17 protein-coding genes are annotated in these 21099 nt (G+C 73.2%); 7 read left to right on the plus strand and 10 right to left on the minus strand.

From position 1 onward, the window contains the following. Nucleotides 1-65: 65 nt before the first annotated feature. Genes ACW69E_RS12670 through ACW69E_RS12690 form a run of 5 tightly spaced genes read left to right on the plus strand, consistent with a single transcriptional unit; the run spans nucleotide 66 to nucleotide 7357 of the window. Nucleotides 66-3791 (plus strand): nitrate reductase subunit alpha, encoded by a 3726-nt coding sequence (locus ACW69E_RS12670; RefSeq protein WP_457498289.1) that lies wholly within the window; start codon nucleotides 66-68, stop codon nucleotides 3789-3791. Beyond that, entirely contained in the window at nucleotides 3791-5533 is a 1743-nt protein-coding gene (gene narH / locus ACW69E_RS12675; protein WP_457498290.1) for a nitrate reductase subunit beta, read from the plus strand. The genes ACW69E_RS12670 and narH (ACW69E_RS12675) overlap by 1 nt, the downstream gene beginning before the upstream one ends. Beyond that, nucleotides 5530-6231 (plus strand): nitrate reductase molybdenum cofactor assembly chaperone, encoded by a 702-nt coding sequence (gene narJ / locus ACW69E_RS12680; protein WP_457498291.1) that lies wholly within the window; start codon nucleotides 5530-5532, stop codon nucleotides 6229-6231. Before narH (ACW69E_RS12675) ends, narJ (ACW69E_RS12680) begins: the two co-directional genes overlap by 4 nt. After that, nucleotides 6228-6986, plus strand: a complete 759-nt coding sequence (narI, locus tag ACW69E_RS12685) for a respiratory nitrate reductase subunit gamma (protein WP_457498292.1) — start codon at nucleotides 6228-6230, stop codon at nucleotides 6984-6986. The genes narJ (ACW69E_RS12680) and narI (ACW69E_RS12685) overlap by 4 nt, the downstream gene beginning before the upstream one ends. After that, a complete protein-coding gene (locus tag ACW69E_RS12690) occupies nucleotides 6983-7357 on the plus strand; it encodes a cupin domain-containing protein (RefSeq protein WP_457498293.1) in 375 nt (124 codons plus the stop codon). The genes narI (ACW69E_RS12685) and ACW69E_RS12690 overlap by 4 nt, the downstream gene beginning before the upstream one ends. 58 nt (nucleotides 7358-7415) lie before the next feature. Here ACW69E_RS12690 and ACW69E_RS12695 read toward each other — a convergent pair whose 3' ends face one another. The 9 genes from ACW69E_RS12695 to ACW69E_RS12735 form a co-directional block, all read right to left on the minus strand. Beyond that, the gene (locus ACW69E_RS12695; RefSeq protein WP_457498294.1) at nucleotides 7416-8093 is read right to left on the minus strand and encodes a vitamin K epoxide reductase family protein; all 678 of its coding nucleotides are present in this window, start codon (nucleotides 8091-8093) and stop codon (nucleotides 7416-7418) included. Then, on the minus strand, nucleotides 8090-8902 hold the full coding sequence (gene narI, locus ACW69E_RS12700; protein ID WP_457498295.1) for a respiratory nitrate reductase subunit gamma: 813 nt from the start codon (nucleotides 8900-8902) through the stop codon (nucleotides 8090-8092). Before narI (ACW69E_RS12700) ends, ACW69E_RS12695 begins: the two co-directional genes overlap by 4 nt. Next, nucleotides 8899-9702, minus strand: coding sequence for a nitrate reductase molybdenum cofactor assembly chaperone (gene narJ / locus ACW69E_RS12705; protein ID WP_457498296.1), 804 nt, complete (start codon nucleotides 9700-9702; stop codon nucleotides 8899-8901). The genes narI (ACW69E_RS12700) and narJ (ACW69E_RS12705) overlap by 4 nt, the downstream gene beginning before the upstream one ends. Further along, the gene (narH, locus tag ACW69E_RS12710) at nucleotides 9699-11231 is read right to left on the minus strand and encodes a nitrate reductase subunit beta (protein ID WP_457498297.1); all 1533 of its coding nucleotides are present in this window, start codon (nucleotides 11229-11231) and stop codon (nucleotides 9699-9701) included. Before narH (ACW69E_RS12710) ends, narJ (ACW69E_RS12705) begins: the two co-directional genes overlap by 4 nt. 1 nt (nucleotide 11232) lies before the next feature. After that, on the minus strand, nucleotides 11233-14940 hold the full coding sequence (locus tag ACW69E_RS12715; RefSeq protein ID WP_457498298.1) for a nitrate reductase subunit alpha: 3708 nt from the start codon (nucleotides 14938-14940) through the stop codon (nucleotides 11233-11235). 232 nt (nucleotides 14941-15172) lie between these two features. Then, entirely contained in the window at nucleotides 15173-15601 is a 429-nt protein-coding gene (locus ACW69E_RS12720) for a pyridoxamine 5'-phosphate oxidase family protein (RefSeq protein ID WP_457498299.1), read from the minus strand. A 132-nt stretch (nucleotides 15602-15733) separates the two neighbouring features. After that, nucleotides 15734-16441 (minus strand): response regulator, encoded by a 708-nt coding sequence (locus tag ACW69E_RS12725; protein ID WP_457498300.1) that lies wholly within the window; start codon nucleotides 16439-16441, stop codon nucleotides 15734-15736. Between the two features lie 192 nt (nucleotides 16442-16633). Beyond that, nucleotides 16634-17248 carry a CBS domain-containing protein gene (locus tag ACW69E_RS12730; RefSeq protein WP_457498325.1) on the minus strand — a complete coding sequence of 205 codons (615 nt, stop codon included), beginning with the start codon at nucleotides 17246-17248 and terminating at the stop codon, nucleotides 16634-16636. 158 nt (nucleotides 17249-17406) lie between these two features. Beyond that, nucleotides 17407-17868, minus strand: a complete 462-nt coding sequence (locus tag ACW69E_RS12735; RefSeq protein WP_457498301.1) for a cyclic nucleotide-binding domain-containing protein — start codon at nucleotides 17866-17868, stop codon at nucleotides 17407-17409. A gap of 300 nt (nucleotides 17869-18168) precedes the next feature. Here ACW69E_RS12735 and ACW69E_RS12740 point away from each other — a divergent pair, with 300 nt between their 5' ends. Continuing rightward, the gene (locus ACW69E_RS12740) at nucleotides 18169-18804 is read left to right on the plus strand and encodes a hypothetical protein (protein WP_457498326.1); all 636 of its coding nucleotides are present in this window, start codon (nucleotides 18169-18171) and stop codon (nucleotides 18802-18804) included. A 187-nt stretch (nucleotides 18805-18991) separates the two neighbouring features. After that, a complete protein-coding gene (locus tag ACW69E_RS12745) occupies nucleotides 18992-19882 on the plus strand; it encodes a universal stress protein (RefSeq protein ID WP_457498302.1) in 891 nt (296 codons plus the stop codon). Nucleotides 19883-20022: 140 nt separating this feature from the next. Here ACW69E_RS12745 and ACW69E_RS12750 read toward each other — a convergent pair whose 3' ends face one another. Beyond that, nucleotides 20023-21060: an MBL fold metallo-hydrolase gene (locus ACW69E_RS12750; RefSeq protein ID WP_457498303.1), complete on the minus strand. Its 1038-nt coding sequence runs from the start codon at nucleotides 21058-21060 to the stop codon at nucleotides 20023-20025. Between the last annotated feature and the right edge of the window lie 39 nt (nucleotides 21061-21099).

Consider the following 21099-nt stretch of genomic DNA (forward strand, 5'->3'; position numbering starts at 1 on the left):
GTGAGCGCCTGGCCGTCCGCGGCCCGGTGCGCGAACCGACTTCCGATCCCGGGAGGGACGCGCTGGTGAGAGCGAGGAACAGGAAGACAACGGCGGAGAGGGAGCAACCTCCCGGCCTGGACGGTGAGTTGACCGACGCCCTGGTGGGCAGCCGCCGCTTCTTCACCCGCGCCGAGGTCTCCGGGGACCGCCGGGCCCTGTACCGCATCGGCGGACGCCAGGCCGACACCTTCTACCGCGACCGCTGGTCTCACGACAAGGTGGTGCGCTCCACCCACGGGGTCAACTGCACCGGCTCGTGCTCGTGGAAGGTGTACGTCAAGGACGGCATCATCACCTGGGAGGCCCAGCAGACCGACTACCCGTCGGTCGGCCCCGACCGCCCCGAGTACGAACCCCGCGGCTGCCCGCGCGGCGCCGCCTTCTCCTGGTACACCTACTCGCCCACCCGGGTGCGCTACCCGTACGTGCGCGGGGTGCTGCTCCAGATGTACCGCGAGGCGAAACAGCGCCTGGGCGACCCGGTGGCGGCCTGGGCCGACGTCGTCTCCGACCCCGAGCGCTCCCGGCGCTACAAGTCGGTGCGCGGCAAGGGGGGTTTGGTACGGGCCACCTGGGAGGAGGCGGCCGAGATGATCGCCGCCGCGCACGTCCACACCATCAAGGAGTACGGCCCCGACCGGCTGGCGGGCTTCTCCCCGATCCCGGCGATGTCGATGGTCTCCCACGCCGCCGGGGCCCGCTTCTACTCCCTGCTCGGCGGGGCGATGCTGTCGTTCTACGACTGGTACGCCGACCTGCCGGTGGCCTCCCCGCAGGTCTTCGGGGACCAGACCGACGTCCCCGAGTCCGGCGACTGGTGGGACGCCGGCTATCTGGTCATGTGGGGCTCCAACCTGCCGGTGACCCGCACCCCCGACGCGCACTGGATGGCCGAGGCCCGCTACCGGGGCCAGAAGGTCGTCGCCGTCGCCCCCGACTACGCCGACAACGTCAAGTTCGCCGACGAGTGGCTGGCCCCGCAGCCGGGCACCGACGGCGCGCTGGCGATGGCCATGGGGCACGTGATCCTCAAGGAGTTCTTCGTCGACCGGCAGGCCGGGCGCTTCGCCGACTACGTCAAGCGCTACACCGACCTGCCGTTCCTGGTCCACCTGGAGGAGGGCGGGGCGGGCGCGTACCGGCCGGGCAAGTTCCTGACCGCCGCCGACCTCGGCGGCGCCGAAGCGGAGGCGGAGAACGCGGAGTTCAAGACCGTCCTGCTGGACTCGGCCACCGGGGAGCCGGTGGTGCCGAACGGCTCGCTCGGCCACCGCTGGGGCGAGTCCGGCGCCGGGAAGTGGAACCTGGAACTGGGCGACACCGACCCGCTGCTCACCGCCTCCGGCGGTGGCGAGGCGGCGGTCGAGGTCGAACTGCCCCGCTTCGACACCCCCGACGGCCGGGCCGCGTCACTGCGCCGCGGTGTCCCCGTGCGCCGGATCGACGGGAAGACGGTCACCACCGTCTTCGACCTGCTGCTGGCCCAGTACGGCGTCGCCCGCGACGGGCTGCCCGGCACCTGGCCCACAGGCTACGACGACGCCTCCCAGCCCTACACCCCCGCCTGGCAGGAGGCCGTCACCGGTGTCCCGGCGGAGAAGGCCGCCCGCATCGGGCGGGAGTTCGCCGACAACGCCGAGGAGTCCGGCGGCCGCTCCATGATCATCATGGGGGCGGGCACCAACCACTGGTTCCACTCCGACACCATCTACCGGGCCTTCCTCACCCTGACCACCATCACCGGCTGCCAGGGCGTCAACGGCGGCGGCTGGGCCCACTACGTCGGCCAGGAGAAGGTCCGCCCCATCACCGGCTACTCGGCGCTGGCCACCGCCGCCGACTGGAACCGGCCCGCCCGGCAGATGATCCAGACCGCCTACTGGTACCTGCACACCGACCAGTTCCGCTACGACCCCTTCAGCGCCGACACCCTCTCGGCGGCCTCCGCGGGCGGCACGTTCACCGGGAAGACCACGGCCGACGTCATCGCCCAGTCCGCCCGCATGGGCTGGATGCCCTCCTACCCAACCTTCGACCGCAACCCGCTGGCCGTGGCCGAGGACGCCGCGGCGGCCGGCCGCGAGGTGGGGGAGTACGTGGTCGAAGAACTCAGGGCCGGGCGGCTGCGGTTCGCCGCCGAGGACCCGGATGACCCGGCCAACTTCCCCCGCGTGCTGACGGTGTGGCGGGCCAACCTGCTGGGCTCCTCCGCCAAGGGCAACGAGTACTTCCTCAAGCACCTGCTGGGCACCGACTCCTCCGTGCGCGCCGAGGAGGCGCCCGAGGGGGCCCGCCCGCGGGACGTGGTCTGGCGCGAGCAGGCCCCCACCGGCAAGCTCGACCTGCTGCTGTCGCTGGACTTCCGGATGACGTCCACCACCGTCTACTCCGACATCGTGCTCCCGGCCGCCACCTGGTACGAGAAGCACGACCTCAACACCACCGACATGCACCCCTACGTGCACTCGTTCAACCCGGCCATCTCCCCGCCCTGGCAGACCCGCACCGACTGGGACGCCTTCAACACCATCGCGAAAGCGTTCAGCCGGCTGGCCGCCGACCACCTGGGCACCCTCCGCGACGTGGTCGCCGCCCCGCTCCTGCACGACACCCCGGACGAACTGGCCAACCCCCACGGCCGCGTACGGGACTGGAAGGCCGGCGAGTGCGAGCCCGTCCCCGGCCGCACCATGCCGAAACTGGTGACCGTCGAACGCGACTACGCGGCCGTTGCGGACAAGATGACCGCCCTGGGCCCCCTGCTGGACGACCTGGGCGCCACCACCAAGGGCGTCACCTTCAAGCTCGACCGGGAACTGGAGTACCTGCGCGGCAAGAACGGCACCGTCCACGGCGGCGCGGCCGACGGCCGCCCCTCCATCGCCCGCGACGTCCAGGCGTGCGAGGCGATGCTCGCTCTGTCCGGCACCACCAACGGGCACCTGGCCACCCAGGGCTTCCGCACCGTCGAGGCCCGTACCGGCACCCAACTGGCCGACCTTGCCGCCGAACACGAGGGCAAACAGGTCACCTTCGCCGACACCCAGTCCCGGCCCGTCCCCGTCATCACCTCCCCCGAGTGGTCCGGGTCGGAGTCCGGCGGGCGGCGCTACTCGCCCTTCACCATCAACGTCGAGCGCCTCAAGCCCTGGCACACCCTCACCGGACGCCAGCACTTCTTCCTCGACCACGACTGGATGGCGGAGCTGGGCGAATGGCTGCCCGTCTACCGGCCGCCGCTGAACATGCACGCCCTCTTCGACGAGCCCCAGGTCGGCAGTACCGGCGAACTGGGCGTCACCGTGCGGTATCTGACCCCGCACAACAAGTGGTCCATCCACTCCGAGTACCAGGACAACCTGTTCATGCTCTCGCTCTCCCGCGGCGGACCGACCGTCTGGATGAGCCGGGAGGACGCACGGAAGATCGGGGTGGCCGACAACGACTGGATCGAGGCGGTCAACCGCAACGGCGTGGTCGTCGCACGCGCGATCGTCTCCCACCGCATGCCGGAGGGCACCGTCTACATGCACCACGCGCAGGACCGGCTCATCGACGTGCCCCGCGCCGAGACCAGCGGGCGGCGCGGCGGCATCCACAACTCCCTGACCAGGCTGCTGATCAAACCCTCCCACCTGATCGGCGGCTACGCCCAGCTCTCCTTCGCCTTCAACTACCTCGGCCCCACCGGCAACCAGCGCGACGAGGTCACCGTCATCCGCCGCCGCTCCCAGGAGGTGACCTACTGATGAAGGTCATGGCCCAGATGGCGATGGTGATGAACCTCGACAAGTGCATCGGGTGCCACACCTGCTCGGTCACCTGCAAGCAGGCGTGGACCAACCGCAGCGGCGTGGAGTACGTCTGGTTCAACAACGTCGAGACCCGGCCCGGCCAGGGCTACCCGCGCCGCTACGAGGACCAGGAGACCTGGAAGGGCGGCTGGGAGGTCAACAGGCGCGGACGGCTGAAGCTCAGGGCCGGCGGCCGGTTCAAGAAGCTGATCACCATCTTCTCCAACCCCAAGCTGCCCGCGCTCGACGACTACTACGAGCCGTGGACGTACGACTACGAGACCCTCACCAACGCGCCCCTGCAGGAGCACACCCCCGTCGCCCGGCCCAAGTCCCTCATCACCGGTGAGGACATGAAGATCACCTGGTCGGCGAACTGGGACGACAACCTCGGCGGGGCACCGGAGCACGGAAGCAAGGACGTGCTGGTCGCCGAGATCGCGGACAAGGTGAAGTTCGAGTTCGAGCAGACCTTCATGTTCTACCTGCCGCGCATCTGCGAGCACTGCCTCAACCCCTCGTGCGCCGCCTCCTGCCCCTCGGGGGCGATCTACAAGCGCAGCGAGGACGGGATCGTCCTGGTCGACCAGGACCGCTGCCGCGGCTGGCGGATGTGCGTGACCGGCTGCCCGTACAAGAAGGTCTACTTCAACCACCGCACCGGCAAGGCGGAGAAGTGCACCTTCTGCTTCCCGCGCATCGAGGTCGGTCTGCCCACCGTCTGCGCCGAGACCTGCGTCGGGCGGCTGCGCTACATCGGCCTGGTCCTCTACGACGCCGACCGCGTGCTGGAGGCCGCCTCCACCCCCGACGACAAGGACCTGTACGAGGCGCAGCGGAGCATCCTGCTCGACCCGGACGACCCGGAAGTGATCGCGGCGGCCGAGCGCGAGGGCATCCCCCGCGACTGGATCGAGGCCGCCCAGCGCTCCCCGGTGCACTCCCTGATCAACACCTACAAGGTGGCCCTGCCGCTGCACCCGGAGTACCGCACCATGCCCATGGTCTGGTACATCCCGCCGCTGTCCCCGGTCGTGGACGCCGTGCGCGGCACCGGCCACGACGCCGAGGACCGCGGCAACCTCTTCGCCGCCATCGAAGCGATGCGCATCCCCGTCGAGTACCTCGCCGAACTGTTCACCGCCGGCGACCCGGCCCCCGTCGACGCCGTGCTGCGCAGGCTCGCCGCCATGCGCAGCTACATGCGCGACATCAACCTCGGCCGTGAGCCCGACGCCTCCATCCCGGCCGCCGTCGGCATGGGCGAGGAGGAGATGTACGAGATGTACCGGCTGCTGGCACTGGCCAAGTACGACGAGCGGTACGTCATCCCGCCCGCCCACGCCGAGCAGGCGCACGGCCTGGAGGAACTGGCCACCGAGTGCAGCCTGGACTACGAGGGCGGCCCCGGGATGGGAGGGGCCGGGCGACGGGCGGGAGGCTCCGGCCCGTTCGGGGAGGCGTCCGGCGGGCCCGACCCGGTGGCCGTGGAGAACTTCCGGATGCTCCACGCCCGCCAGACCACCGACTCTTTCACCGACCCGGCGGACAAGGCCAATCGCGTCAACCTCCTCAACTGGGACGGAAAGGGCCGCCCGAAGGGGCTGTTCCCCGACAGTCCCGGCAGCGGGGAGGCGCCCCCGAGGGAACCGATGGACGGCACCGACCCGAACGCCGAGAGCGAGCCGAAGCCATGACCCCCCGCACCACCGACCACACCCCCGAGCGCGCCACCGGGCACACGTCCGGGCACACGTCCGGACCGGAAGCCTCCCTGCCCGCACCGGCCTGGCAGGTTCAGTCGCTGCTGCTGGCCTACCCCGACGAGCACCTGGACGGCCGCATCCACCTGGCCCGCCGGGTCGCGGCCGCGCTGCCCGCACCGGTCGCGGCCCCCCTGCACCGCTTCCTGGACCACGCCGAGCGCACCGGCGCCGCCCGCCTGGCCGCCGAGTACGTGGAGGTCTTCGACCACCGCAGACGCTGCTGCCCGTTCCTGACCTACTACGCCCACGGCGACACCCGCAAGCGCGGTGTGGCGCTGCTGCGCATCAAGCGGACGTACGCCGCCGCCGGACTGCGCCTGACCGACGAGGAACTGCCCGACCACCTGGCCGTCGTCCTGGAGTTCGCCGCCGGCGAGCCCGAGGCCGGGCGGAAGCTGCTGACCGAGCACCGCGCCGGCCTGGAACTGCTGCGCCTGGCCCTGCACGACACCGGCGCGCCCTGGGCGCACGTCCTGGACTCGGTCTCGGCCACCCTGCCGCCGCTGGGCGGCGACGAGCGCGAGGCCGTCGCCCGCCTGGCCGCCGAGGGTCCGCCCGAGGAGGAGGTGGGCCTGGCGCCCTTCGCCCCGCCCCAGTACATGCCCGACCCGGTGGGAGGCCGCCGATGACGCACCTGGCCCAGAACACCGCCGACCCCGGCGCGCTCGGCATCCTGCTGTGGGTGATCCTGCCGTACGTGGCGCTGGTGCTGTTCACCGGCGGACACGTCTGGCGCTACCGCTACGACAAGTTCGGCTGGACCACCCGCTCCTCCCAGCTCTACGAGAGCCGGCTGCTGCGCATCGGCAGCCCGCTGTTCCACTTCGGCATCCTGGTGGTGCTGGTCGGCCACGTCATCGGCCTGCTCATCCCCAACAGCTGGACCGAGGCGGCGGGGGTGAGCGAGCACACCTACCACGTCACCGCCGTCGTGCTGGGCCTGATCGCGGGCGTGAGCACACTGGGCGGGATCGCCATCCTGATCTACCGGCGCCGCACCGTCGGCCCGGTCTTCAGCGCCACCACCCGCAACGACAAGCTGATGTACCTGATGCTCACCGCGGCACTGGTACTGGGGCTGGCCGCCACCGTGGCCGCCAACGTCGTCGACGACGGCTACGACTACCGGACCACCATCTCCCCCTGGTTCCGGTCGATCTTCTACTTCCAGCCCGACCCCGCGCTGATGGCCGGCGTGCCGCTGCTGTTCCAGCTCCACGCGCTCAGCGCGCTGGCCCTGTTCGCGGTCTGGCCCTTCACCCGGCTGGTGCACATGCTGACCGCTCCGCTGGGGTACCTCACCCGTCCGTACATCGTCTACCGCAGCCGGGACACGCAGCTGGGCTCGCGTGCCACCCGGCGCGGATGGGAGCGTGTCCGATGATCACTCCGCAGGGCGGCCCCGAGCCGGACCGCGAGAAACACCCCGCCGGAGAGGTGGCCGGGCTGAAGGCCCAGGGGGAGTGGCTGCTGGCCGAGGCGGGGGCGGCCGACTCCGGGCGGAAGGCGCAGACCGTCGTCAAGGTCCCCGGACTCAGCGTGACCCTGATGGCGCTGGCCTCCGGCCACGGACTGGCCGAGCACCAGGCGCCCGGGGCCGCGACGCTGCTGTGCCTGACCGGCCGGGTGACGCTGAGCACCGTCGAGCGGGAGTGGGAGCTGGGCCCGGAGGACCTCATCGCCATCCCCGCGGAACGCCACCGGCTGACCGCCGACACCGACGCCCTGGTACTGCTCACCGTCCGGCTGGACTGACCCCGCCGGGCGGCCCGGCGCGCAGGGCGCCCCGTCACCGCGCCCGCGCCGGGCCGTCTCACAGCAGGCCGGTCCAGTAGTCCCAGAAGCGGGTGAGGACCAGCAGCACGATGACCGCGTACCAGGTCGCCAGGATCACGCCGTGCATCTCCAGCACGGCGCGCAGGGCGCCCCGCGCGCGGCGCGGCACCGGCAGGACGCCGTGCCGGAGGTTGTGCAGCGTCACGTACCAGAACAGCGGGATGGTGACGGCCCACACCACGGCGCAGTACGGGCAGATCCGGCCCAGCTCGTAGAGCGACTGGTGGATCAGCCAGTGGACGAGGACGACCCCGGCCAGCGCCCCGGCGTTCAGGGCCAGCCACAGCACCCGGTGCAGGCGCGCCCCGGAGAGCAGGGCGGCGCCGAGGGCGGCGACGGCGGCGAAGGCGCCCAGGCCGAGCAGCATGTTGGGAAAGCCCAGCACGCTGCCCTGCGGGCTCGAAAGCACGCTGCCGCATCCGACGACGGGGCTGATGTCGCACGAGGGCCGGTAGTCCGGGTCGCCCAGCACCCGCCAGCCGTCGGCGGTCAGCCGGAAGGAGGCCAGCCAGCCGACCAGCCCGGCGAGGGTGACGACCAGCGCCGTCGCCCGGCCCGCCCCCAGGGGGGAGCGCCGCGCGGGCGCGGCGCTCCCGGGTTCCTCGGCGCTCTCCTCCCGTGGGGCCCGTGCTCGCGGGGCCGGCGCGGCCGTCACGCCCGGCTCCCCGTGCGGCCACCGGGCCTGTGCCCTCCGGTTCCGTGCCCCCCGGTGCGGGGCCGGGGCGCCCCGCCCCGGGGGGCCGGGACCGCGGCGCCGCTCCGGCTCCGGTAGACCAGATAGGGCCGGGCCAGGTAGCCGACGGGGGCGGACCAGACGTGCACCAGCCGGGTGAACGGCCAGGCGGCGAAGAGCAGGCAGGCGGTCAGGGCGTGGAGCTGGAACAGCAGCGGCGCTCCGGCGATCGCCTCCGGCTGCGGCTGGAGGGCGAACAGGCCGCGGAACCAGACGGAGACGGTGGAGCGGTAGTCGTACCCCGCGCCGAACACGTTGTGGGCGGCGGTCGCCGCGATGCCCAGCACGACGGTGGCGGACAGCAGAGGGAAGAGGATCTTGTCGCTGCGGTCGGTGCCCAGCCGGATCCGGCGGGTCAGCAGCCGGCGGGCGCAGAGCATGCCGAGCCCCGCCACCATGGCCACTCCGGCGACCGAGCCCGCCCACACGGCCGTCAGGTGGTAGGTGTGCTCGTCGATGCCGACCGCCTCCGTCCACGAGGCCGGCACGGCGAGGCCGACGACGTGCCCGGCGATCACCATGAAGGCGCCCAGGTGGAACAGCGGGCTGCCCCAGCGCAGCCACCGGTGCTCCAGAAGCTGGCTGGTGCGGGAGGTCCAGCCGAACTGGTCCTGCCGGTAGCGCCAGACGTGTCCCACCGCGAACACGGCGAGGCAGATGTAGGGGACGGCCACCCACAGCAGGAGTTCGGCGCCGCTCGCCGCGGCGAGGGGGGCGGGTGAGGCGTTCATCGGGAGCCTTCCGGGGTCGGCGGGGGCGGCATCAGGGTGGGCGGGGCCTGCCGGGGCGGGACGAACGCGCCCGGCGGCGCGAACTCGCCCGCCCCGTACGGGTCGAGTCCGACGTCCTCGGCGGGCGGGCCCTGGGCGGCGAGCTCGGCGACGGCCCTCAGGTCGGCCTCGGTGGCGGGCGGCAACAGGGTCAGCAGCGCGGCGAGCACGTGCCGGTAGGGGGAGCCGCCGTCGGCCAGCGCGTGGTGGATCAGCTCCAGCCCGCGCCGGTGCTGCCGCAGCGGGGCCTCGCCAGCGCGCGGTCCGGCGAGCGAGGCGTACTCCAGGACGACCGGGAGGTGGTCGGGCAGCTCGCCGCCGTCGGTGTCCCAGCCGGTGGCACGGTAGCGCTGGGCGAGGGTCAGCAGCGCCATGCCGCGGCGGCGGGTGTCACCGTGCAGGTAGTAGGTGAGGTAGAGGCCGCTGCGGCGCCGCAGGTCGAACGTCTCGACGTAGTGCCGCTCCAGCGCGTCCGGCTCCTGCCCGGCGTACCACTCGGTGAACGCGGCCAGACGCTCGGCGGCGGGGGAGGGCGGCAGCGCCCCGACGGCGGCGGTGAGCACCGGCCGGGCGGCGGTGAGCGGGGCGTCCGGATACTGCAGCAGCAGGGACATCAGCCGCAGCAGCAGGGCCCGCGTCTCCTCCTCCTCGGGCGTGAGCGGGGCGGCCGACCGGTGCGGGCGGCGCAGGGCCGCCTTCACCCGGGTACGGACGGTGGCGGGCGGGGAGGCATCCCGGACGGAGTTCGGGAGAGGGCTCATGCGTGGTCTCCCGTCGAGGCGCGGCGCAGGGTGGGGATGCCGAGCATCACGCGGCGGCCGCCGGAGGGCCGCGGGTCGCCGGAGGACTCCACGGGGCAGCGGTTCTCCATCGCGGTCAGCGCCGCCGCGTCCTCCTTGTGCGCGGCAGGCACGACGTAGCGGTCGGCGTACTTGGCGACGGCCAGCAGGCGGTGCAGGTCCTCGGCCTCGCCGGGAGTGAGCCCGACGGCCCTCAGGGCCGCCTCGTCGCCGGCCTCGCCGAGGGCGCGCTCGCGCATGTAGGAGCGCAGCGCGGTTAGCTTCATCAGCACCCCGCCGACCACGTCCGCGTCCCCGGCGGTGAACAGCTCGGCCAGATACTCCAGGGGGATGCGCAGCCGGGTGACGGCCGCGAACACGTGGTCGGGATCGTCCTGGTCGCCGCCGGCCGCGTCGACGGCGTCCAGGACGGGCGACAGCGGGGGCACGTACCAGACCATGGGCAGGGTGCGGTACTCCGGGTGCAGCGGCAGGGCCACCCTGTACCTCATGGCCAGGTCGTACACGGGGGAGCGGCGGGCGGCCTCCAGCCAGTCCTCCGGGATGCCGGACGCGCGGGCCGCGGCGATCACCTCCGGGTCGCGCGGGTCGAGGAAGACACCGCGCTGGGCGTCCAGGAGGTCCTTGTCGTCGGGGGTGGAGGCGGCCTCGCCGACCCGGTCGGCGTCGTACAGGAGCAGGCCCAGGTAGCGCAGCCGCCCGACGCAGGTCTCGGAGCAGACGGTGGGCTGCCCGGCCTCGACGCGGGGGAAGCAGAAGGTGCACTTCTCGGCCTTGCCGGTGGCGTGGTTGACGTAGACCTTCTTGTACGGGCAGGCGGTCACGCACATCCGCCAGCCGCGGCAGCGGTCCTGGTCGACCAGGACGATCCCGTCCTCGACCCGCTTGTACATCGCGCCGGACGGGCAGGCGGAGACGCAGGCCGGGTTGAGGCAGTGCTCGCACAGCCTCGGCAGGTGGAAGAGGAAGGTCTGCTCGAACTCGAACCTGACCTTCTCGGCCCAGTCCCCGCCGAGGTTGGGGTCGCCGCCGGCGTTCTCCGGGGCGCCCCCGAGCCCGTCCTCCCAGTTGGCGCCCCAGGTGATGGAGGTGGGCTTCCCGGTGAGCACCGAGCGGGGGCGGGCGACGGGCATGTCCGGCCCGGCGGGGGCGCTGACGAGGTTGTCGTAGTCGTAGGTGACCGGCTCGTAGTAGTCCTCCAGGGAGGGCAGGTCCGGGTTGGAGAACAGCGACAGCAGCCGCCTGACCCGGCCGCCGGAGCGCAGGACGAGCCGCCCGCGCCTGTCCAGCATCCAGCCGCCCTTCCACTGGTCCTGGTCCTCGTAGCGGCGCGGGTAGCCGACGCCGGGCTTGGTCTCGACGTTGTTGAACCAGGCGTACTCCACGCCGCCGCGGTTGGTCCACGTCTGCTTGCAGGTGACCGAGCAGGTGTGGCACCCGATGCACTTGTCGAGGTTCATCACCATCGCGATCTGGGCCATGACGCGCATCTCAGTACTCCACTTGCTGGTCGCGGCGGCGGATGACGGTGACCTCGTCGCGCTGGTTGCCGGTCGGTCCGTAGTAGTTGAAGGCGTAGGTGAACTGCGCGTAACCGCCCGCGAGATGGGTCGGCTTGAGCAGCAGCCTGGTCAGGGAGTTGTGGATGCCGCCGCGCCTGCCGCTGACCTCGGTCCTCGGCACGTTCACGTTGCGGTCCTGGGCGTGGTACATGTACACCGTGCCCTCGGGCATGCGGTGGGTCACCACCGCGCGTGCGGCGACGACGCCGTTGCGGTTGTACGCCTCGATCCACTCGTTGTCCCTCACGCCGATCCTCTCGGCGTCCTCCCGGGACATCCAGATCACGGGGCCGCCGCGGGAGAGGTCGAGCATGTACTTGTTGTCCTGGTAGTTGGAGTGGATGGACCACTTCGAGTGCGGGGTGAGGTAGCGGACGGTGACCTCGGCCCGGCCGTCCTCGCGCAGCTGCTCGTCGCCGTAGTGCCGGGGCGTGTTCAGCGGTGGCCGGTAGACGGGCAGCTGTTCGCCGAGCTCGGCCATCCAGTCGTGCTGGACGAAGAAGTGCTGGCGTCCGGTGAGGGTGTGCCAGGGCTTGAGGTGCTCGGTGTTGATGACGAAGGGCGAGTAGCGGCGGCCGCCCGTCTCCGATCCGGACCACTCGTACGAGGTGATGACCGAGCGCGGCTGGGCGCGGGTGTCGGCGAAGGTGATCCGCTCGGCCTCGCGCTCGGCGGACAGCTCCACCAGGCCCTCGCTGCCGGTCTGCCGCTCCAGCTCGCGGAAGCCCTCGGTGGCCAGGCGCCCGTTGGTGGTGCCGGACAGGGCCAGGATCGCCTCGCACATGTCGGAGGCGGTGGCCAGGGAGGGCCGGCCGGCGGCCACCCCGTCGCGGACGGTCCCGCAGCGGCGGCGCAGTTCGCCGATCTCCTGGTCCGGGTGGACGGTGACGCCCTTGGTGGTGGTGCCCAGGGTGTCCAGCAGTGGCCCGACGGCGCGCATCTTCTGCGCGACCGCCGCGTAGTCCCGCTCGACGGTCACCAGCTTGGGCATGGTCCGGCCGGGCACCGGCTCGCACTCGCCGGCCTTCCAGTCCCGCACCACCCCGCCGGGTTGGGCGAGTTCGTCCGGGGTGTCGTGCAGCAGGGGTACGGCCAGGACGTCGGTGCGGGCGCCCAGGTGCTCCTCGGCCAGCTCGCTGAACCGGTCGGCGAGGGTGAGGAAGGTGTCGTAGTCGGTGCGGGCCTGCCAGGGCGGGGCGATGGCCGGGGTGAAGGCGTGGACGAAGGGGTGCATGTCCGTGCTGGACAGGTCGTCCTTCTCGTACCAGGTGGCGGCCGGCAGCACGACGTCGGAGAGCAGGCCGGTGGAGGTCATCCGGAAGTCCATGGTGACCAGCAGGTCGAGCTTGCCCTCGGGCGCCTCCTCGCGCCAGACCACCTCCCGCGGGCGTCCCTCGGGCGGCGTCTGCCCGGAGCGCACGGCCGCGTCCGTGCCCAGCAGGTGGCGCAGGAAGTACTCGTTGCCCTTGCCGGAGGAGCCCAGCAGGTTGGCCCGCCACACCGTCAGCACGCGGGGGAAGTTGGCCGGGTCGTCCGGGTCCTCGGCGGCGAACCGCAGCCGCCCGGACTTCAGCTCCGCCACGATGTGCTCGGGGACGGGCCGGCCCGCGGCCTTCGCCTCGTCCGTCAGATCGAGCGGGTTGCGGTTGAACGCGGGGTGCCCCGGCGTCCAGCCCAGCCGCACCGCCTGCGCCAGGCAGTCCGCGAACGCCTTGCCCGTGAACCGCCCCTCACCCAGCGGAGAGGCCAGCTCGCCGGGCCCGAACGCCTCGTAGCGCCACTGGTCGGAGTTCAGGTACCAGTACGAGGTGCCGGCCATGTGCCGGGTCGGCCGCTGCCAGTCGAACGCGAAGGCCAGGTGCTGCAGCCCGGTGACCGGGCGGACCTTCTCCTGGCCGACGTAGTGGGCCCAGCCGCCGCCGTTGACGCCCTGGCAGCCGGTCATGGTCGTCAGCGCCAGGAAGGCCCGGTAGATGGTGTCGGAGTGGAACCAGTGGTTGGTGCCCGCGCCGAGGGCGATCATGGAGCGGCCGCCGGTGCGCTCGGCGTTGCGGGCGAACTCGCGGGCGATCCGGGCCGCCTGCGCCGCCGGGACGGAGGTGATCGTCTCCTGCCAGGCCGGGGTGCAGGGCCGCTCCGCGTCCTCGTAGCCGGTCGGCCAGTCACCCGGCAGGCCGGGGCGCTCCACCCCGTACTGGGCGAGCATCAGGTCGAAGACGGTGGTGACGAGCTTCCCGCCGATCCGGAGCACGGGGACGCCGCGCACCATGCTGCCGCCGCCCTCGGTCGCCCCCTCGTCGAACCGGGGCAGCGCGACCGCGGCCGTCTCCCCGGCCCGCTCCAGCAGGCTCAGCTCGGGCACCACATCGCCCAGGTCCAGGTTCCAGCGCCCCTGCCCGGTCCCGGCCCAGCGGAAGCCGAGAGAGCCGTTCGGCACCACCGGCTCACCGGTGCGGCTGTCCAGCAGCACGGTCTTGGAGCCGGCGTTCTCCGCCCCGGCCTCGGCGCCGCCGAGGTCGGCCGCGGTCAGGAACCCCTCCGGCACGAGCGCGTCCGCCCGCTCGCGCAGGGTGACCAGGAACGGGGCGTCGGTGAACGCGCGCAGGTAGTCCCGGAAGTAGGGCACCTCGCGGTCCACCAGGAACTCGCGCAGGATCACATGCCCCATCGCCATCGCCAGCGCCCCGTCGGTGCCCGGGTGCGGGGCCAGCCACTCGTCGGCGTGCTTGACGTTGTCGGCGTAGTCGGGGGCGACGGCCACCACCTTGGTGCCGTTGTAGCGGGTCTCGGTCAGGAAGTGCGCGTCCGGCGTACGCGTGACGGGGATGTTGGAACCCCACATGATCAGATAGCCGGCGTTCCACCAGTCGGCCGCCTCCGGCACGTCCGTCTGGTCGCCGAAGACCTGCGGCGAGGCGACCGGCAGATCGGCGTACCAGTCGTAGAACGACAGCAGGGTGCCGCCGATCAGGGAGTGGTACCGGGCACCGGCCGCGAACGACGCCATCGACATCGCCGGGATCGGGGAGAAGCCCGCCACCCGGTCGGGGCCGTACTCCTTGGTGGTGTGCACCTGCGCGGCGGCGACCAGCTCGGCCACCTCGTCCCAGTCGGCGCGCACGAAGCCGCCCTTGCCGCGCGCCCGTTTGTAGCCGCGGGCCTTCTCCGGGTCACCGGTGATCTCCGCCCAGGCCGCCACCGGGTCGCCCAGCCGGTCACGGGCCTCCCGCCACATCCTCAGCAGCGTCCCGCGCACATACGGGTAGCGCACCCGGCTGGGGGAGTAGGTGTACCAGGAGAACGAGGCGCCGCGCGGGCAGCCGCGGGGCTCGTACTCGGGGCAGTCCGGGCCGATCGAGGGGTAGTCGGTCGCCTGGTGCTCCCAGGTGATGATGCCGTCCTTGACGTACACCATCCAGGAGCAGGACCCGGTGCAGTTGACCCCGTGGGTGGAGCGCACCACCTTGTCGTGGGACCAGCGGTCCCGGTAGAAGCCCTCCCACTTCTCGTCGCCCGTTCCGTACACCGCGCGGCCGTCGGCCGACACCTCGCGGCGGCTGAGCAGCCGGCGCGCGGCCAGCGGCCAGTCGCGTTCACCGCGGCCGGTCCGGACCCCCGCGTTCTCGTCGTTCACCATGGCCGGAACGCTATGCGGCCCCCCGCCCGCCGGGCCGGGGCCGGAGAGCCCCCGCCGCCCGGCCGGAAGGCCCCGGCCGGGCGGCGCGGCAGGGCCGATCGGCCCCTGGACCCGGGGCCGGTCGGCCGGGGAGGCCCGGAGGAGGGCTCGCTCGGGGGAGGAGAAGAGGGGGCAGCGAAGAGCGCGGGTGCCCCGGCCTCCCGGCCGGGGCACCCGCGCGGGGGCGAAAGGCTCAGACCGTCCCGGCGGGCGAGACGTCCTCCAGCAGCCGGCCGGTCACCAGCTCGGCCTCGATCCGCACATGGACCCCGTCCTCGACCGGGGCCCAGGACAGCGGCCCGGACCGGCCCAGCCGCTCGGCCTCACCGGGATCGGTCACCAGCGAGGCACGCCCGGTGACGACCACGCTCCAGCCCGAGCGCGTCGCCTCGTCGAACCGGTCCGCCTCGAAGGCGACCACGCTGCCGTCCACCGCGCGGGCCATCCGGGACGCACCAGAGGTGCGCAGGACCACGGCCTGGTCGCGGTCCAGGAAGAAGTTGACCGGGAGGACGGCGGGCAGCGCGTTCTCGGTGTAGACGATGCGTCCCAGAGGGACCTGCCCCAGCAGGTCCAGGCACTCCCGCCGGTCGAGTTCGCGGAAGCCGTCGTGTCGGTGCATGCGTCCATGGTGCGCGCGCCGCCCGGGCGGGGATAGGGCCGGTCGGCCCCATCCGGGGCGAAAACGGGCGGGGGCCGCCCCGGTGTGCGCCCCGCCCGGGTACGCCGGTCCCGCCGCCCGCACGCCCCCGGCTCAGCGCGGCTGCCGCCCCGGAGCCTGCGGGGCGGTCTGGGTGGCGATGACGGCGGCCTGGACCCGCCGCTCCACCCCCAGCTTGGCCAGCAGCCGGGAGATGTTGTTCTTGACCGTCTTCTCCGACAGGTACAGCTGCCGGCCGATCTGCCGGTTGGTCATCCCCTCGCCGATCAGGGCCAGGATGTCGCGCTCGCGGGGCGTCAGCGAGGCCAGCGCGGCGTCCTGCGGCTCCTCGGCGGGCTCCTCGGTGTCCTGCACCCGCAGGCTGTTCATCAGCCGCGCCGTGGTCGCCGGGTCCAGCATGGACTGCCCGGAGGCGACGGTGCGCACGGCCGCGATCAGGTCCGAACCCTTGATCTGCTTGAGGACGTAGCCGGAGGCGCCGGCCATGATCGCGTCCAGCAGCGCGTCGTCGTCGTCGAACGAGGTCAGCATCAGACAGGCCAGCTCCGGCATCCGCGAGCGCAGCTCGCGGCAGACGGCGATGCCGTTGCCGTCGGGCAGGCGCACGTCCAGCACGGCCACGTGCGGGCGCAGGGCCGGGCCGCGCGCGAGGGCCTGCTCGGCGGTGCCGGCCTCGCCGACCACCTCGATGTCGGGCTCGGCGTCCAGCATGTCGTGCACGCCGCGCCGCACCACCTCGTGGTCGTCGAGGAGGAACACCCGGATCGGGTCCTGTGGTGAGAACTGCTGGGCCTGGGTCATAGGGATCCTTCACGCTGTCGGTCAGGGGCACGCACCCCGCCCCATGATCCTGCCCCGGCCCGCCCGCCCGGCGCCAGGGCCCATCGGCCCCGCCGCCCGCACGAGCGGCCGGGGACGCGGGGCCGCCCGACTCCGGCACGCCGCCCCGGACGCCGGCTCCGCCACCGGCGGCCCTCGGCGGTCACCGGCGGCTCACACGGACCGCCCCAGGTCGAACCCGACGTCCACCACCCCCTCCACCGACCGCGCCATCCGGGCGGCCACCGGGACCAGCGCGGTGTTGCGGATCTCGCCGGTGAAGGTCACCACACCGTCCGCCACCCGCACCCCCACGCTCCGGTCACCGCCGGGGAAGAGGGGGTCGACGACCTCCCGGCGCACCTCCCGGGCGATGTCCTCGTCCGGGCGCAGGAAGACCTTCAGCAGGTCCCCGCGGCTGACGACGCCGACCAGCAGGCCGTCGGCGTCGGTCACCGGCAGCCGCTTGACGCGCCGGTGCGCCATGATCCGCGCCGCCTCGGCCAGCGTGGCGCGGGCGTGGACGGTGACCGCCGGCGCCGTCATCAGCTCGCCCGCGGTCACCGCCCCCACCCGGGCCAGCTCCTGCGGGCGCCGCAGCTGCTCCATGCGGCTGGGGTCGCCGTCCCGGAACTCCTCCTTGGGCAGCAGATCCGCCTCGGAGACGACGCCGACGACGCGGCCCTCGCCCTCCAGCACCGGCAGAGCGCTGACCTTCCACTGCTCCATGGTCATCACGATCTGCTTGAACGGGGCGTCCCGCCCGATGGAGACGACGGTCTGGCTCATCACGTCGCCGACGGTGTGCGGGGAGTGCGGGGCGCCGTCCGCGCCGGCGGCGGAATCCGGACCGGCCGTGCTGTCCACCCTGTCCGTACCGTCCATGGGACCCTCCTCGGGGAATCGTTTGCCGTGCCGTACAGTGCCGTGCCGTGTCCGGGCGCGTGTCACGGCATGGGGCCGCTGCCGTAGGGCCCGTACAGGTCCAGCAGCCGGGTGCGGGCCGCCTGCAGCCGGTGCGAGATGATCTCGGCCATCCGCAGGGCCACCGCGCGCCCCAGCAGCGGGTCGGCCTCGCACAGCGCCCGCACCCGGGCGGCGTCGAACTCCAGGGCCCGCACCGGGCTGAGCGCCTCGGCGCCCAGCTGCCAGGTGTAGGGCGGGAAGAGCCAGGACCAGCCCAGCAGATCGCCGTGGGAGAGCGTCTCCACCGCCGCGGGGCGGCGGCCGGGCACCCGCATGTCGAGGGTGACCGAGCCGGTGCGGATCACCCAGAACCGGTCGGCCCGGTGGCCCTCCTCGGAGATACGGGCGCCGGCGGGGAAGGAGACCTCGCGGGCGAGTTCCAGCAGCCGTTCGCGGCTCTCCGGGGGCAGTGCCCCGAGCAGGTTGTTGGCGGTGACGATCATGGCGGGCCTCCCTGGTGCCGGGCGGGCGGTGTACGCGCGGCGTCCGCTTCCGGTACGGGCGCCGCAGTGGTCCGCCGCCGCTGCCTCTAGTTCCGTTGTACTCCCGCGACCGGGAAGTGGTGCCTCACCGTCATCGTCGGATTTCCCGGCCGGCAGGGGCAGGGGCCGTACGGGGACCTCGGAGGGGACCTTCGGCCCCCGCACACGGGCCCGCGGACCCCTGCTGCCACGGCCGCCGCCGCGAGACGGTGTGAACGTGCCCGAACGGCGGGCCGGATTTCCACGAAGGGGATGAGCGACATGGCAGTCCACGGCCACACGCAAGGACACCGGGGGTTCCGCCTCCCGGTGCGGCGCACCACCCAGGCCGCACCCGCCTCCGGTGGGACGGCGGCCGCGACGGCCGCGGTGCCGGCGGAGTCGGCCGCGGCCCGCGTCCTGGCCGGGGTCCGCTTCACGACCGGGTTCGTCTTCCTCTGGGCGTTCGCGGACAAGGCCTTCGGCCTGGGCTACGCGACCCCCGCCGAGCGGGCCTGGACCGAGGGAGGCTCGCCCACGAAGGGCTTCCTCAGCGGCGTGGCCGCCGGCCCCCTGGAGTCGTTCTTCCACGGCATCGCCGGGGCCGCCTGGGCGGACTGGCTGTTCATGCTCGGTCTGCTCGGCATCGGCCTCGCCCTGACCGCCGGTGTCGCACTGCGGCTCACGGCGGTCGCCGGCACCGTGATGATGGCGCTGATGTGGGCCGCGGAGTGGCCCCCGGCCCGGTACCTGTCGGACGGCAGCCCCAGCATGTCGACCAACCCGGTGGTGAACTACCACGTGATGTACGCGGCCGTCATGATCGCCCTGGCGGTTCTGGCGGCGGGCGACACCTGGGGGCTGGGCCGGTGGTGGGCCAGGCTTCCCCTGGTCCGCGGCCTCCCCTGGCTGCGGTGAACCCGCCGCCCCGCGGCGGACCACCGGCCCGCGGCGCCCCCGGGGCGCCGCGGGCCGGCCGGTCTCCCCGCCGCGCGGGACGTCGGGCCCGCGGGAAAGGGACCAGTGACCCCTGCCGGACGCGGGTACCCGGACCGATCATGGAAAAGAAAGCGGCGCGGAGCCGCCCGTCAACGGAGGTGTTGTGATGGTACGTACGGTCACCGTGGGAGTGGACGGCTCCGCCGAGAGCCTGGCCGCCGCCGACTGGGCGGCCCGGGAGGCGGCGCGGCGCGGGGTGCCGCTGCGCCTCGTCCACGTGCGGGAGCCCGACCCCTTCACCCCTCCGGACTCCTTCGCCGACCCCGAGACCCGGCAGCACTGGGCCCAGCGGATCCCGCGCGAGGCGGCGAACGACCTCGCCCGCCGCCACCCGGAGCTGGAGATCACCACCGACCAGCTCACCGGCCGTCCCCCCGAGGTGCTGACGGCGGTCGCCGAGCAGGCCGAGGTGCTGGTCGTCGGCACCCGCGGCCTGGGGCCCGTGGCCGGCTTCCTGGTCGGCTCCGTCGGCCTGGCCACCGTCGCCCGTGTGAAGTGCCCGGTGGTGCTGGTGCGGGCCGAGACCTCCGAGGAGGGCGGACCGGAGGGCACGGAGCCCCCCACTCCGCCCCGCGACGTCGTCATGGGACTGGAGCTGTACCGGCCGGCCGACGAGCTCATCGAGTTCGGCTTCGACGCCGCGGCCCGGCGCGGCGCCGCACTGCGGGTCATCCACGGCTGGAACCCGCCGCTGGTCTACGGCGTCGACCCCATCGCCGTCGACCCCCGCCTGGCCACCGACCTGGCCCAGGAGAGCTCCCGCAACCTGAACGAGGCACTGCGCCACTGGCGGGAGAAGTACCCGGACGTGGAGGTGAAGGCGCAGGCCGTGGTGGGCCGGGCCGCCCGCCATCTGACGGAGGCATCCGAGGGCGCCTCGCTGGTCGTCGTCGGCCGCCGCATCCGCCGTTCGCCGATCGGCTTCCACATCGGGCCGGTCGCCCACGCCGTCATGCACCACTCCAAGGCGCCCGTCGCCGTCGTCCCGTTCGGCTGACGGACGCCCGCCGCCACGGCGCGCCCGCCACCGGGCCGTGACCCTTCGGTGTACACCGAAGGGTCACGGCCCCGGCATTGCCGTGTGGACGCCACGCCTTCCGGGACCGCAGCCGGCTCCCGGACCGGTGGCCGGGAGGGTCAGGGCGTGAACGTCTCCAGGTGGTCGACGACCACGAAGCGCGCGCCCGGACTCGCCTCCGCCACCGCCTCGCGCAGGCCCTCCAGTCCGCCCCAGTCCACGGCCGGCTCCTCCAGCGGCTCGTCGAAGTCGTCCCAGTGGGTGGGCACGACGCAGGGCGGGTGGTCCAGACAGGACAGCAGGCGCGGCACGTAGTCGTGCACGGTGGAACCGCCGGGCTGGATCATCGCCAGGTCCGGGGCGAGCCCGGCCAGGTCGGCGGCACTGAAGTTGGAGCCGCCGAAGTTGACCAGGGTGAAACCGGTGGCCTCGCTGGTGACCGCGTATGCCAGGGTCTCGCCCTCCACGAGGTCGGCGATGGTCCTGGGGCGGGGCGGCGGGCCACCGGGGCGGGTGCCGGGGAAGGGCACCCGGGCGCGCGGTCCCGGCATGGAGTGCAGGGAGCGCAGCACCCGGACGGAGTAGCCCTCGAAGCGGATGTGCTCGCCGCCTCGCACCACCGACAACTGCTCCTCCAGGGCGCGCCGCTCCTTTGGCCCGGCGAGCGCCAGCATCATGTTGGCGTGGCTCTCGGTGCCCAGCACGGTGGCGCCGGTGCGGGCCGCCAGATGCGGTACGTCGGGCATGTGGTCGTAGTGGCCGTGGGTGACCAGGATCTGGTCGGCGCGCAGCCGGTGGCGGTCGATGGCGGCCCGGTCGACGGTCACCGGCGTCCTCGGGTCGGCTCCCCGCTCGGAGTAGGTGCCGGTGCGGAAGCGGGTCAGCCAGGGGTCCACGAGCACGGTGGCGGGCGCGGCCCCGGGCCTTTCCACACGGATCTCCCAGCCGTTGTTGCCCAGCCAGCGCAGCCGGAAGCCGGACTTCCCCGGCCCGGGACGAGCCGGGCGCCCGGAAGGGGAGGGGCGGGCCGCCGGAGCCGCCGCGCCGGCCGGGACGGGGACGGCCAGGCCCGCGGCGGCCAGGCCGGCCGCCGAGGCGCCGAGCAGGCCGCGCCGGGACACGGCGGAGGAACGCGAGGATCGGGAGAACGGTCGCATGCCCTGATCAGAGCACGTGCCACGGCGAACCGTCCAAGA

This window comes from Streptomyces sp. SS8 (genome assembly GCF_054072955.1).

Bases quoted from the DNA above. Each gene is read 5' to 3' on its own strand.
- narH (WP_457498290.1), top strand. From the start codon at position 3,791: ATGAAGGTCATGGCCCAGATGGCGATGGTGATGAACCTCGACAAGTGC.
- ACW69E_RS12725 (WP_457498300.1), bottom strand. From the start codon at position 16,441: ATGACCCAGGCCCAGCAGTTCTCACCACAGGACCCGATCCGGGTGTTC.
- ACW69E_RS12730 (WP_457498325.1), bottom strand. From the start codon at position 17,248: ATGAGCCAGACCGTCGTCTCCATCGGGCGGGACGCCCCGTTCAAGCAG.
- ACW69E_RS12690 (WP_457498293.1), top strand. From the start codon at position 6,983: ATGATCACTCCGCAGGGCGGCCCCGAGCCGGACCGCGAGAAACACCCC.
- ACW69E_RS12715 (WP_457498298.1), bottom strand. From the start codon at position 14,940: ATGGTGAACGACGAGAACGCGGGGGTCCGGACCGGCCGCGGTGAACGC.
- ACW69E_RS12745 (WP_457498302.1), top strand. From the start codon at position 18,992: ATGGTACGTACGGTCACCGTGGGAGTGGACGGCTCCGCCGAGAGCCTG.
- narJ (WP_457498291.1), top strand. From the start codon at position 5,530: ATGACCCCCCGCACCACCGACCACACCCCCGAGCGCGCCACCGGGCAC.
- narJ (WP_457498296.1), bottom strand. From the start codon at position 9,702: ATGAGCCCTCTCCCGAACTCCGTCCGGGATGCCTCCCCGCCCGCCACC.
- narI (WP_457498292.1), top strand. From the start codon at position 6,228: ATGACGCACCTGGCCCAGAACACCGCCGACCCCGGCGCGCTCGGCATC.
- narI (WP_457498295.1), bottom strand. From the start codon at position 8,902: ATGAACGCCTCACCCGCCCCCCTCGCCGCGGCGAGCGGCGCCGAACTC.
- ACW69E_RS12720 (WP_457498299.1), bottom strand. From the start codon at position 15,601: ATGCACCGACACGACGGCTTCCGCGAACTCGACCGGCGGGAGTGCCTG.
- narH (WP_457498297.1), bottom strand. From the start codon at position 11,231: ATGCGCGTCATGGCCCAGATCGCGATGGTGATGAACCTCGACAAGTGC.
- ACW69E_RS12750 (WP_457498303.1), bottom strand. From the start codon at position 21,060: ATGCGACCGTTCTCCCGATCCTCGCGTTCCTCCGCCGTGTCCCGGCGC.
- ACW69E_RS12735 (WP_457498301.1), bottom strand. From the start codon at position 17,868: ATGATCGTCACCGCCAACAACCTGCTCGGGGCACTGCCCCCGGAGAGC.
- ACW69E_RS12740 (WP_457498326.1), top strand. From the start codon at position 18,169: ATGGCAGTCCACGGCCACACGCAAGGACACCGGGGGTTCCGCCTCCCG.